The sequence below is a fragment of the Pseudomonas sp. BN515 genome, from assembly GCF_029873155.1.
In the GTDB taxonomy this organism is placed as follows: Bacteria; Pseudomonadota; Gammaproteobacteria; order Pseudomonadales; family Pseudomonadaceae; genus Metapseudomonas.
Genome location: NZ_SSOH01000082.1, coordinates 1 through 13,575, shown reverse-complemented (window position 1 = coordinate 13,575; position 13,575 = coordinate 1). Strand labels below are relative to the sequence as shown.

Genomic DNA, 13,575 nt, shown 5'->3' with positions numbered 1-13,575 from the left:
CTCGCTCCGAAATACTTCGGTAGGGTGCGCCGCGCGCACCAGCGGAGTTTGTGATCGCGACCAGCGTTCATCTGACGCCGAATCGGTGCGCATGGCGCACCCTACGGGGCCGGCCCTCGCTCCGAAATACTTCGGTAGGGTGCGCCGCGCGCACCAGCGGAGTTTGTGATCGCGACCATCGTTCATCTGACGCCGAATCGCTGCGCATGGCGCACTCTACGGGGGCGGTTTCGTCCTGGAAGATTGCTGAATAAAGATCACAAGCTCATGCGATTTTCTTGGGATTATCACAGGAGTCCGCCAGCCATACAGTGAACGCAACTCGAACAGAAAGCCCGCGCGGTGCGGGCTCCCACACAGGAGAGTTGCTATGCGTACCTGGTTCATTACTGGAGCTTCCCGTGGTTTCGGCGCCCTCATCGCAGCACAGGCCCTGGCGGCCGGTGATGCGGTCATCGCTACCGCCCGCAAGCCGGAAGACGTCGTTGCCCGCCTGGGTGACCATCCCAACCTGCTGGCCGTGCGCCTGGACGTGACCCGCGAAAGCGAGGCCCATGAGGCGGTGGCCGAGGGCATCAAGCGCTTCGGCCGCATCGACGTGCTGCTCAACAACGCCGGCTACGGCATCCTCGGTGCGGTGGAGGAAACCAGCGCGCAGGAAGTGGAGCGCATCTACGCCACCAACGTCTTCGGCCTGCTCAACGTCACCCGCGCCGTGTTGCCGCACATGCGCCGCCAGCGTTCCGGCCACGTCATCAACATCTCCTCCCTGGGCGGCTACCAGTCCTACTACGGCTGGGGCGTTTACGGCTCCACCAAATTCGCCGTGGAAGGCATCAGCGAAGCGCTGCACCAGGAACTGGCGCCGCTGGGCGTGAAGGTCACGGTGGTGGAGCCGGGCTTCTTCCGCACCGACTTCCTCGATGAGCAATCCCTGGTGAAGACCGCCCTGGAGCTGTCGGACTACGATGAAACCGTGGGTGCCATGCGCCGCTTCGCCGAAGGCGCCAACCATGCCCAGCCGGGTGATCCGAGCAAGTTCGCCGGCGCCATCCTGACCCTGGTGAACGCCGCCAACCCGCCGCAGCGCCTCGCCCTGGGCAGCGACGCGGTGCAGCGAATCGCCGACAAGCACAGTCTGGTGGAAGGCGAAGTGGCGGCCTGGAAAGAGCTGTCCCTGTCCACTGACCTCGAGGCCTGATACCCGGCAAACCGCAAAAATGAAGAAGCCCCAGGAGATCGTTCGGTCTTCAGGGGCTTCGTTCATGTCGCCAGTGGGGCACCGGAAGCCGTCGCGCATGGCGCACCCTGCGGATGAGTTGAGGCGTCATCTGGAGGCTGCGTCAGCGTGCCAACTCACGGCGAAAAATCGCCCGTTTGTCGGGGTGGGAGGCCCGATGGCCGCTTATCCCGGCAACTCAACGTGACGTCCGAAGCTGCTGGCAAACTGCCCCGTCTCCCCCCTATACAACAAGGGCAATCCGTCCGCGCGACCCCGCACGACGAGTCCATCTGTCAGGGGGTGAAAAATGTAAATGCAATCCCGCACCCAACCGATACGCGTGATGCTGATCGATTGTCGTCCCCTCGTCCTGATGGGCCTCCACGACTTGATCAATGCCAGAAAACCACGGATGGAAGTGTGCGGCCAGGCCAGTACCTATGCCCATGCGCTGGATCGTGCCGATCAGCTGCGCCCGAATGTCATTTTCTTCAGCTTCTTCCCGGATGCCCTGGACCCGCTGGACGTCATCTCGCTGCTCACCCGCGGAGACGAGATGAAGGTACTGCTGCTCAAGGGGCTGTACGAGGCCGTTCCCGTTGCTCGTGCGATAGATGCCGGCGCCCGAGGCGTCGTGCTGGCGGAGGACCCGACGGAGTCGATCATCCGCGCCATCATCAAGGTCCACCACCGCGACATCGGGTTGGACAGGGCCTGGGCCGGCGGACTATCCAGCTATTCCGCAGCTGGGCAGGTTCGCGTGAATGCAGACCCGGAACGCGCGAGGTACTCGCAGCTGACGTTGCGCGAAAGGGAGCTGATTCGCGCCATCGTCGGCGACCCGTCCGCCAAGTACATGTGCATCGCCGCGCGCCTGGGCATCAGCGAGCACACGGTGCATAACCACCTCAGCAACATCTATCACAAGCTGAACCTCATCAATCGCGTCGACCTGCTGATGTACGCGCTGAAGCACGGGCTCGCCAGCGGTGGCGAGCCGCCGGATTCCACCTGGGTGGAAATGGACTGAGCCTTCCGATCCGACCTCCACAATGAAAATGGCCTGGCTCCCTTGCGGGAGTCAGGTCGTTCACTTTTAGCGGTCCTCAGACGATGGCGGGTGGGCTCCCGCGGGGATCTGCCAAAAAATACGGGGGTGGCTTTCATGCCACCCCCGCTTCCTTGCACACAGGCGATGTTTCAGGCGCTGCCGAAGACAATGTCGGTGATCAGGAGGTCGACTCCGACCACGGTGATGGTCGTGTTTTGTGCGCCTGACTCGTCGATTGTCACGATGCTGTTTGCACCGGTGGTGTCGATCGATTGGACAACGGCGCCCGCATCGCCAATGAGCACCAGCTTGTCTCGCAGACCCGCTCCCGCATCGAAGCCGTTGACCTGGTACAGGTTCTCGGCGGCCGACAGTTCGATGTTGAAGGCATCCTGCTCACCAATCGTGCCAGCCATCCTGTAGTCGAAGAGCTGGTCGTTCGGGTCGTTCGCAAACAGATTGGCGTCGAACGAACTTGTCGCCGTGTCCCCGTCCTTGTCCGTCAGCGTTGCGTTGAATGCCAACTGGATATCGTTGGCCATGTTCTCGACCTGCTTGATGAACTGGATCACCGGCACCTTGATCACGCCCAGGCCCATCGTGAGCTGAACAGCGTCGATCATCTTCGCGCCATCCCATTGGACGAGGAAGGACTTCTGGTTTCCGGCCTCGGAGGCCAGGTCAGCGGCAAGAACCTTCGTCTGGGCCGAACTCGTGCCGTCCTCGAAGAAGATCCTGTAATACAGCTCTTCGGTTGCCGGGTTGTACCCCTGCAGCGTGTTGTCGATGAACACCTTCACGGCCGTCAGCAAGGTCTCGGGGTTGATGACGAAACTCTCGTCGCCGCTGTTGATGCCGGCCGTCCCGTTTCCATCCAGGTTGTTGTTGCCGATGCCGATGCCGGATGTGCTGACGTTCATATCCGCCGTGCCGAGGAACGAGAAGCCGCCAGCTTCGATCTGCGCTTCTGTGAGGTCGGGCGCTCCCTGCACGATGGCGCTCAGTACCTGGGCTGCGGTCGTGCCCGCGTTTACGCCGAAGAACACGATCTCCTCGGAGGGCGAAGGAACAGTCGGCGGATCCTGCTTGGGAATCAACAATGTGCGGACAGGGTCGGGGCCACCCGCATCGAGTGAGCCGTCGGCACTGCTGAGGACGATCGTCGAACTGAAGCCTTGCACCAGATCCAGGGCATAGGTGCCATTGGCGAAAGCAGTCAACGTGTAGTCGATGGTGGTGTTGGCCGTTGTCGCGTTGTTGTCGAAATCGCCGGTCAGGCTACCTGCGAAGTGGTACGCGCCATTGGCATCCGGTGAGGGCGATTGCTCCGTGAGCGTGCCGGTCCCGGTGGTGGTCGTGTTGTCTGGCCTGACAAGGGTGAACTGACCATTGGCCAACGAGATATCCAGACCCGCTGCACCCAGCCCGTCGGCGCCGGCCGCCATGCTCCAGTTCCCGTATTGGGGAAGGATGGTACCGGTCCCGATCAGGTTGCCGAATGCGAGAGTCGGCGTGTCGTCGTCGACGGTGATGACCAGCTTCTCGGGGGCGGCCGTCACGGTGTCGCCGTCCTTGTCAGTGGCCTGCAGCAGTGAGCCCAGGTTGAGGGTGATGTCGTTCTCGTCATTGCCAGCGGCATGATCCAGGGCCTTGAGCAGCGTGAAGTTGTACACCCCCGCCGCGGTGAGGCTGAGGGTGAACACGCTGGTCGCGCCGGCCGAAGCGGTGAGCATGTTGCCGACGACGTTGTAGGTCAGCCCCACGCCGCCCGAAGTCAGCGCCGGCAGGCCGCTGGTATTGCTGGACAGGGAGTAGCTCAGTGGCGCATCGGCACCGGACTGGAAGATACCGGTGACGCTGCCGCTGGCGGTGGTCGCCGTGCCCGCCACATCACCAGTGCCACCGGCGATACCCCCAGCCAGGCCGTCCTCGTCGACCGTGCCGCTTGCGGCGGCACCGGTCGCGGTCGGGGTGTCGTCGTCAACGGTGATGACCAGCTTCTCGGGGGCGGCCGTCACTGTGTCGCCGTCCTTGTCGGTGGCTTGCAGCAGGGAGCCCAGGTTGAGGGTGATGTCGTTCTCGTCATTGCCCGCCGCGTGATCCAGCGGCTTGAGCAGCGTGAAGCTGTAGGCGCCGGCTGTGGTGAGGCTGAAGGTGAACACATCGACCGCGCCGGCCGAGGCGGTGAGCAGGTTGCCGACGACGCTGTAGGTCACCGCCACGCCGCCCGAAGTCAGCGCTGGCAAGCCGCTGGTGTCGCCGGACAGGGCGTAGCTCAACGGCGCATCGGCACCGGACTGGAAGATGCCGGTGACGCTGCCGCTGGCGGTGGTCGCAGCACCAGCCACGTCGCCGGTGCCACCGGCGATCCCGCCGGTCAGGCCGTCCTCGTCGACGGTTCCGCTTGCGGCGGCACCGGTCGCAGTCGGCGTATCGTCGTCAACGGTGATGACCAGTTTCTCGGGGGCGGCCGTCACTGTGTCGCCGTCCTTGTCGGTGGCTTGCAGCAGCGAACCGAGGTTGAGCGTGATGTCGTTCTCGTCATTGCCCGCTGCGTGATCCAGTGGCTTGAGCAGTGTGAAGCTGTAGGCGCCGGCTGCGGTGAGGCTGAAGGTGAACACATCGACCGCGCCAGCCGAGGCGGTGAGCAGGTTGCCGACGACGCTGTAGGTCACCGCCACGCCACCTGAGGTCAGTGCCGGCAAGCCGCTGGTGTCGCTGGACAGGGCGTAGCTCAGTGGTGCATCGGCACCGGATTGGAAGATGCCGGTGACGCTGCCGCTGGCCACGGTCGCCGCGCCGGCCACGTCACCGAGGCCACCGGCGATACCTCCGGTCAGGCCGTCCTCGTCGACAGTGCCGCTCGCAGCAGCGCCGGTTGCGGTCGGCGTGTCGTCGTCAACGGTGATGACCAGTTTCTCGGCAGCAGCCGTCACCGGGTCGCCGTCCTTGTCGGTGGCCCGCAGCAGTGAGCCGAGGTTGATCGTGATGTCGTTCTCGTCATTGCCGGCGGCATGATCCAGGGCCTTGAGCAGCGTGAAGCTGTAGGCGCCCGCCGCCGTCAGGCTGAAGGTGAACACATCGACCGCGCCGGCCGAGGCGGTTAGCGTGTTGCCGACAACGCTGTAGGTCAGCCCGACGCCGCCGGAACTCAATGCTGGCAAGCCGCTGGTGTCGCCGGACAGGGCATAGCTCAACGGCGCATCGGCACCGGACTGGAAGATACCGGTGACGCTGCCGCTGGCGTTGGTCGCTGCACCAGCCACGTCACCGGTGCCACCGGCGATACCGCCCGTAAGGCCGTCCTCGTCCACGGTGCCGGTTTCGGCGGCGCCGGTCGCGGTCGGGGTGTCGTCGTCAACGGTGATGACCAGCTTCTCGGGGGCGGCCGTCACCGTGTCACCGTCCTTGTCGGTGGCCCGGAGCAGGGCGCCGAGGTTGAGGGTGATGTCGTTTTCATCGTTGCCCGCCGCGTGATCCAGCGGCTTGAGCAGTGTGAAGCTGTAGGCGCCGGCTGTGGTCAGGCTGAAGGTGAACACGTCCACCGCGCCAGCCGAGGCGGTGAGCAGGTTGCCGACGACGCTGTAGGTCACCGCCACCCCGCCCGAGGTCAGCGCCGGCAAGCCGCTGGTGTCGCTCGCCAGGGCATAGCTCAGCGGCGCATCGGCGCCGGACTGGAAGATGCCGGTGACGCTGCCGCTGGCGGTGGTCGCAGCACCAGCCACGTCGCCGGTGCCACCGGCGATGCCGCCCGTCAGGCCGTCCTCGTCCACGGTGCCGGTTTCGGCGGCACCGGTCGCGGTCGGGGTGTCGTCGTCAACGGTGATGACCAACTTCTCAGCCGAGGCCGCCACCGTGTCACCGTCCTTGTCGGTGGCTCGTAGCAGCGAACCGAGGTTGATCGTGATGTCGTTCTCGTCATTGCCGGCGGCATGATCCAGTGGCTTGAGCAGCGTGAAGCTGTAGGCGCCCGCCGCCGTGAGACTGAAGGTGAACACGTCCACTGCGCCAGCCGAGGCGGTGAGCGTGTTGCCGACGATGCTGTAGGTCAGCCCGACGCCGCCGGAACTCAATGCTGGTAAGCCGCTGGTGTCGCCGGACAGGGAATAGCTCAGCGGCGCATCGGCGCCGGACTGGAAGATGCCGGTCACGCTGCCGCTGGCCACGGTCGCCGCGCCGGCCACGTCGCCGGTGCCTCCGGCGATCCCGCCGGTCAGGCCATCCTCGTCGACGGTGCCGCTCGCAGCGGCGCCGGCCGCCGTCGGCGTATCGTCGTCAATGGTAATGACCAGTTTCTCGGCAGCAGCGGTCACCTTGTCGCCGTCGGCATCGGTGGCCCGCAGCAGAGAACCGAGATTGAGGGTGATGTCGTTTTCATCGTTGCCGGCCGCGTGATCCAGCGGCTTGAGCAGCGTGAAGCTGTAGGCGCCCGCTGCGGTCAGGCTGAAGGTGAACACGTCCACCGCGCCGGCCGAGGCGGTGAGCGTGTTGCCGACGACGCTGTAGGTCACTGCCACGCCACCCGAAGTCAGCGCCGTCAAGCCGCTGGTGTCGCTGGACAGGGAATAGCTCAGCGGCGCATCGGCACCGGGCTGGAAGATACCGGTGACGGTACCGCTGGCCACGGTCGCCGCGCCGGCCACGTCGCCGATGCCTCCGGCGATCCCACCGGTCAGGCCGTCCTCGTCTACGGTGCCGGCCACGGCGGTGCCGTTCGCTGACGGCCCGTCGTCCTCGAAGACCAGCTTGGAGCCGATTTCGGCGGTTGCAGTAGAGACGTGGGTCAGCTTGAAGCCACCGATATCGAAATCGGCGTGGTTAGTGCCCTTGGCGTTGAGGGCCGCGCCGTTCTCGACGAGCACGCGGTTGTGGTCCGCCGATGTGGTGTATTCGATCTTGTAGCCGGCCTTGACGCCGGTGATGGTTGCAACCCCGGCAGCCGTAAAAGTGATGACAATGCCCGCATCATTCACCGAGCCGTTCGAGTTCTCGATCACCTGCCCGGTGCTGATGTTGATGACCCGGACATTGGTGATTTCAACCGACGTATCGTTCGTATAGCCGTTGATGAAATTCACACCAGATTCGGCTGCCGTGGTGAATGCGCTGATTTTTACCTGAGCAGTCTTGCCGCTTTGCAACTGCACGACGTCGAAGCTGGCCGACCGCGCATTGAAGACGGCGGTAAAGTCGATGTTGGATTCGAGATCGGCTTCGTTCTGATCCAGGTTGGGAATGGTCACGTCCTGCCTGGCGCCGGTGACGAACGTAAAGCGGATGCCCTCCTGTTCCGTGATCATCTGATTGTTGGTGCCGAAGGTGGTCGGGCCACCCGCCTGGCTGGTATTGATCGTGTCGCCAGTCGTTATGTTGGCGCCCGCTGACTGGTCGGCGGGGTTCTTGCCGGTGGCGATGATGGTGGGGTCTGTGATCCTGCCACCGACAACGGTGGGGGTCGCCGTCGTGAACATCAGGAACAGGTTTTGACCGGAGGGGGCATTGGCCAGGCTGAACACCAGGTCCTCACTGGTTCCAATGAAAACCTTGTCCGCCAGATTGAGGGCATCGTCGGGATTGGTGGTGTCCGGGTGCTTGAGTGGTTGGTATTCAACTGTCCAGATCTTGCCGCCCGAGACCGGTGTTCCGGTTTCTTCGATATAGGCAGCGAACACGATCGCACCGGTTGCGCCACCAGCTCGGCCCAACAGGATGTTGTTATTGCTCAGATCGGTATAGAGAAAGATGCTGGTGCCATCGAGCGTATCCAGCCCGCTGTCCAGTCCATTGAGCATTGCGCCAGAGCTGTCGACGAAGCTGACATCGGTAATGCTTGCGCCGGGCGCCGCGCTGATGGTGAACGCATTGCTGCCCGTGTTGCCGGCGGCACCGGTATACCCACTCAAGGCCGCACTCGTTGCGGTGCCGGCCAGGAGCGCTGTCAAACGGTTGGAGAAGAGCGAGGGCAGGGCCGTCAACAGAATTTCGGTGTCGTTCGCGTCTTCAAGAACGCTTTGCGTAGCGGTGGAGTTCTGCAGACCCGCCGTCTCATCAAGAATGGTAAGGCTGCCCGTCGTCGTAATAGTCATGGTTTTCTCCGCGGCAGATCTGGTCATCAAGGCCTGACCGTTGACCCTTGTTCACTACTGACCATCACTATGCGGACGCGCCGGGGGCGGGCGCATCGACCGATACTCCCAGGCGGCCTGGGAGTTTCGGACTACTCGGGAGGGGAGGAGGGGGGTAACTGTTGCGGTGGTGAGAAAACGGGGGCGATCGCGGCCAGGACGTGCCCGATCAGAGACGGGTCAGTAGTGCAGGAGCCACGCCTGGTACAGCTGGTACAGGATCGCCAGCGCCAACCCCAGCAGGATCAGCTCGCGGAATACCTTCAGCGTCAGCACCCAGTAGACCGCAATCGCCACCATGACACCGAGGATCAGGCTGTGCATCTGTTCCCAGTGCCTGGTGTAGGTCGCCGCAAGATAGCCAGCCCCGAGGGACGCCGTTACCTGCAGGAGCGTCATGAACAACAGCCCACCGGAAAACGGCTTCGGTGGGGCGTCGTACACCCGCCCCAGACCTCGACAGTAGCGGCACTCGACGGTGCGGCCGTCCTTCTGAATGGTGCGGCTGCCATGACATACGGGGCATTGTTGCCAAGCCATAACTCGCCTTGCCACTTGTCTGGGACTACCAATGGGTAACGGTAGATCGGCTGGCGGCAATTGGCATTCCGATTTGTATGTATAGGTTTGCCATTGGGGGAAGGGGCCTTTGGGGCTGGGGAGCGGGGGCCGGCGATTGGCGCGGCCCTGCTCGGCCAGGAGGCGCGGCGTTCGCCCATGAAAAAGCCCCTGATGATCTTTCGATTTTCAGGGGCTTCGTGTTTTGGCCGAGAGGATCCGACCTCGGTTATCGAATCGAAGTGTGCTCTGGAAGAGGAGCGGAGTGATCGGGCGCGTACTCGTATTGCAGGTGGCGCGAAGCACGTCCTGTGGGATCCCGGATCAATGGAGTGACATTTATCGTGTCATGCAGTTGCGTAGTGACATAAATCGTGTCATTCATATACGCAGCTCAGGCAATCGATCTGGCCAACCTTTCCAGATCGGGCACCCCTACTCACAAGGTTCGGAAGAACGTTGCGTCGTCTGACGCCTCGCTTGAGCCAACGCTGCCCTCGAAAAGCGCCACTCAGGGCATTTTCCAGGCTTCGATCCCCAAAACGCCCCTCAAGGAGTCAACAAGATGAACAAGATCGTACTTCTAGGCACCCTGGCGCTTGCCGCCTTCAGCACCCTGGCCCACGCCGGCCAGGACACCCTGCGCATCGGTATCGAAGCGGCCTACCCGCCCTTCGGCTTCAAGACCACGGAAGGCAACATCAGCGGTTTCGACTACGACATCGGCAATGCCCTGTGCGCCGAAATGAAGATCAAGTGTGAATGGGTCGAGCAGGAGTTCGATGGGCTGATCCCGTCACTGAAGGTACGCAAGGTCGATGCGGTGCTGTCTTCGATGTCGATTACCGAAGACCGCCTGAAATCCGTGGATTTCAGCAAAAAGTACTACCACACCCCCGGCAAGCTGGCGATGAAGGCCGGCTCCGTGATCAACGACCCGCTGGTCGACCTCAAAGGCAAGAAGGTCGGGGTGCAGCGCGCCTCGACCTACGACCGATACGCGACTGATCGATTTGAATCGGCGGGCATTGAAGTGGTGCGTTACGCCTCGCAGAACGAGGCCTTCCTCGACCTTGCCGCCGGGCGCCTGGACGCCACCCTGGCCGACATCATCAATATCGACGAAGGCTTTATCAAAACGTCGACGGGCAAGGGGTTTGCCCTGGTCGGTCCGGACTTCAGCGACCCCAACTACTTCGGCAGGGGAGCCGGGATTGCGTTTCGCAAAGGCGATAGCGCGAACGTCGCGCGCTTCAATGCCGCCATCGATGCCATCCGCGCCAACGGCACGTACCAGCAGGTGCAAGCCAAGTACTTCGCGTTCGACATCTACGGCGAGTGACGTCGGCGCCTCTTCTACAGAGGCGCTCTTTCTCGACTTTCCGCGCATCTTCCGGCGCATCGCATGAGGAATCCGATCATGCTTCACGGCTACGGTCCGACCATTCTCGATGGCGCCTGGCTAACCCTGAGCCTGGCCCTGACGTCCATGGTCCTGGCGATTGTGCTGGGACTTATCGGGGCGGCGTGTCGACTGTCTCCGCTGAAGTGGCTGGCGTTGCTCGGAGAAAGCTACGCCACGCTGGTTCGCGGCCTCCCTGATCTGGTGCTGATCCTGCTGATCTTCTATGGCGGCCAGGAACTGGTGAACCGGGTGGCACCCTTGCTCGGTCACCCCGAGTACGTCGACATCAACCCCTTTGTCGCCGGTGTCTGCACCCTGGGATTCATTTTCGGCGCCTACTTCTCCGAGACCTTTCGCGGCGCCTTCATGGCGATCCCCAAGGGCCAGGGCGAAGCCGCCGTGGCCTACGGCATGGCCGCGTCCAAGACGTTCTTCCGGATTCTGGTGCCGCAGATGATCCGCCTGGCAATTCCCGGCTTCACCAACAACTGGCTGGTGCTGACCAAGTCCACCGCACTGATTTCGGTGATCGGCCTGCAGGACATGATGTTCAAGGCCAAGAATGCAGCGGATGCGACCCATGAGCCCTTTACGTTCTTCCTGACCGTGGCGGGGCTTTACCTGGTGCTGACCAGTCTGTCCCTGCTGACGCTGCGCTACCTGGAAAGGCACTTCTCGGTCGGCACAAGAGCCGCCCTTCTGTGAGTACAGGTGCGAACCCATGAACTTCGACTTCGCCCTTATCTGGGCCAACCTGCCGCTTTACTTCAGTGGTGTCCTGGTAACCCTTTCAACCCTTCTGGCCTCCTTGGCAATCGGCCTGGCATTGGCCATTCCACTGGGGCTGATGCGGGTCTCCCGCTCGCCGTGGCTGAACGCTCCGGCGTGGCTCTACACCTATGTCATTCGCGGCACCCCGATGCTGGTGCAGCTGTTCCTCATCTACTACGGCCTGGCCCAGTTCGAATCCGTGCGCGAGAGCGCGATGTGGCCCTACCTGTCCAACGCGACCTTCTGCGCCTGCCTTGCGTTTGCCATCAACACCAGCGCCTACACCGCGGAAATCCTCGCCGGCAGCCTGAAGACAACGGCCCATGGCGAGATCGAGGCAGCCAGGGCCATGGGCATGTCCCGCGCCAGGCTCTACCGCCGCATCCTGCTGCCGTCGGCCCTGCGCCGTGCCCTGCCGCAGTACAGCAATGAAGTCATCATGATGCTGCACACCACCAGCCTGGCGTCGATCGTCACCCTGGTCGACATCACCGGCGCGGCGCGCACGGTCAACGCACGCTTCTACTTGCCGTTCGAGGCCTTCATCACTGCCGGCGTTTTCTACCTGGCCCTGACCTTCATCCTGGTGCGTCTGTTCAAGCTGGCCGAGCGCCGCTGGCTGGCATACCTGGCACCGAGAAAGCACTAAGGAATTCCGTATGGAACACATCCAATACAGCCTGCCCTGGAGTGCCCCGGGTACCGAGCGGAGCCTGTCGCTCTTTCGTTTTGGAAGCGGACCACGCAAGGCCTACATCCAGGCATCCCTGCATGCCGATGAATTGCCCGGCATGCGAGTGGCCGTGGAACTCAAGCGCCTGCTGGGCGAACTTGAAGCGCAGGGCCGCCTGGCCGGCGTGATCGAACTGGTCCCGGTGGCCAATCCGATCGGCCTGGCGCAGATGATCCAGGCGACTCACCAGGGCCGTTTCGATTTCGCCAGTGGGCAGAACTTCAATCGGGAATTCCCGGAACTGGCCGAGATGGTTGCATCCCAACTCGAAGGCCGTCTTGGCAGTGACGCGAGCGACAACGTGACGTTGATTCGCAGCCAGATGCGCACGGCCATCGATGCCTTGCCAGCAGCCACTTCGCCCCTCGACGGCCTGCGCCGTCTGCTGTTGCGGCAGGCTTGCGATGCCGACCTGGTGCTCGACCTTCACTGCGATTTCGAGTCGATCATGCTGCTCTATGCGCTGCCCCAGCACTGGCCAATCCTGCGCAGCCTGGCTGCGCACCTGGACGCCGGTGTCGCGCTGCTGGCTGACAGCTATGGCGGCAATTCCTTCGATGAAGCCTGCGCGGCGCCCTGGCTGCAGCTGGCCGAGCGGTTCCCGACTGCGAATATTCCTTCCGCCTGCGTGGCCACCACCATCGAGCTTCGCGGCATGGCCGATACCGAGCGGGAACTGGCCGAGACCAGTGCCCAGGCCATTCTCGCCTACCTCGCCGAACAGGGGCTGATCGCAGGTGATTGGCCTGAGGCGCCGGAAAGCCACTGCGAAGCCACACCATTTGCCGGCGCGCAGTACGCCTGTGCGCCGCATCCCGGCGTGGTGAGCTTTCTGCAGCCGCTCGGCGCGCGAGTGAAGGTGGGGGACCCCTTGTTCGAAGTCATCGATCCGATCAGTGATCGCCGCAGCGTGGTCCTGGCCACCACCGACGGCATCGTCTACGCCCGCGAGCGACTGCGCTTCGCCCAGCCTGGCCTGTGGCTGGCCAAGGTCGCCGGCCGTACGCCCATTCGCCACGGTCGCCTGCTCAGCGACTGAATTCACGAGGCAACCGCCATGTACAGACTCGAAATCGACAACCTTCACAAACGCTACGGCAACCATGAAGTGCTCAAGGGCGTGTCCCTGGCGGCCAAGGCCGGTGACGTCATCAGCATCATCGGCTCCAGCGGCTCGGGCAAAAGTACCTTCCTGCGCTGCATCAACATGCTGGAGCAGCCCCATAGCGGTTCCATCAAGCTCAACAACGAGGAACTCAAGCTGCGGGCCGACAAGTTCGGCGACCTGAAGGCGTCCGATCCGAAGCAATTGCAACGCATGCGTTCGCGCCTGGCGATGGTGTTCCAGCACTTCAACCTGTGGTCGCACATGAGCGCCCTGGAGAACGTGATCGAAGCGCCGGTGCATGTGCTCGGTGTGCCGAAGAAGGAAGCCATCGAAAAGGCCGAGCACTACCTGGCCAAGGTGGGCGTGGCCCATCGCAAGGATGCCTACCCGGCGCACATGTCTGGTGGCGAGCAGCAGCGCGTGGCCATCGCCCGTGCCCTGGCCATGGAGCCGGAGGTGATGCTGTTCGACGAACCCACCTCGGCGCTGGACCCGGAACTGGTGGGAGAGGTGCTCAAGGTCATGCAGGACCTGGCCGTGGAAGGCCGCACCATGGTGGTGGTGACCCACGAGATGGGCTTCGCCCGCGAGGTGTCCAACCA

The 13,575-nt window shown here is 63.2% G+C and carries 9 protein-coding genes; 7 read left to right on the top strand and 2 right to left on the bottom strand.

The window, feature by feature from the left end; all coding sequences use genetic code 11:
- Positions 1-370 precede the first annotated feature (370 nt).
- Together E8E91_RS22990 and E8E91_RS22985 are read left to right on the top strand one after the other, a co-directional pair.
- Positions 371-1,201 carry an oxidoreductase gene (locus tag E8E91_RS22990; protein ID WP_280379092.1) on the top strand — a complete coding sequence of 277 codons (831 nt, stop codon included), beginning with the start codon at positions 371-373 and terminating at the stop codon, positions 1,199-1,201.
- Positions 1,202-1,535: 334 nt separating this feature from the next.
- A complete protein-coding gene (locus tag E8E91_RS22985) occupies positions 1,536-2,252 on the top strand; it encodes a response regulator transcription factor (protein WP_280379090.1) in 717 nt (238 codons plus the stop codon).
- 170 nt (positions 2,253-2,422) lie between these two features.
- Here E8E91_RS22985 and E8E91_RS22980 read toward each other — a convergent pair whose 3' ends face one another.
- On the bottom strand, positions 2,423-8,359 hold the full coding sequence (locus tag E8E91_RS22980) for a hypothetical protein (protein WP_280379089.1): 5,937 nt from the start codon (positions 8,357-8,359) through the stop codon (positions 2,423-2,425).
- A 219-nt stretch (positions 8,360-8,578) separates the two neighbouring features.
- Positions 8,579-8,797: a hypothetical protein gene (locus E8E91_RS22975; RefSeq protein ID WP_280379087.1), complete on the bottom strand. Its 219-nt coding sequence runs from the start codon at positions 8,795-8,797 to the stop codon at positions 8,579-8,581.
- Between the two features lie 724 nt (positions 8,798-9,521).
- On the opposite strand from E8E91_RS22975, the gene E8E91_RS22970 reads away from it, so the two are divergent.
- From E8E91_RS22970 to E8E91_RS22950, 5 genes are all read left to right on the top strand, one after another.
- A complete protein-coding gene (locus E8E91_RS22970) occupies positions 9,522-10,298 on the top strand; it encodes an ABC transporter substrate-binding protein (RefSeq protein WP_280379085.1) in 777 nt (258 codons plus the stop codon).
- 78 nt (positions 10,299-10,376) lie between these two features.
- A complete protein-coding gene (locus tag E8E91_RS22965; RefSeq protein WP_280379083.1) occupies positions 10,377-11,066 on the top strand; it encodes an ABC transporter permease in 690 nt (229 codons plus the stop codon).
- Positions 11,067-11,082: 16 nt separating this feature from the next.
- Positions 11,083-11,781 (top strand): ABC transporter permease, encoded by a 699-nt coding sequence (locus tag E8E91_RS22960; RefSeq protein WP_280379082.1) that lies wholly within the window; start codon positions 11,083-11,085, stop codon positions 11,779-11,781.
- A gap of 10 nt (positions 11,782-11,791) precedes the next feature.
- Positions 11,792-12,904: a M14 family metallopeptidase gene (locus tag E8E91_RS22955; RefSeq protein ID WP_280379080.1), complete on the top strand. Its 1,113-nt coding sequence runs from the start codon at positions 11,792-11,794 to the stop codon at positions 12,902-12,904.
- A gap of 18 nt (positions 12,905-12,922) precedes the next feature.
- On the top strand, positions 12,923-13,575 hold a 653-nt coding region (locus tag E8E91_RS22950; RefSeq protein ID WP_280379078.1), incomplete at its 3' end, for an ATP-binding cassette domain-containing protein.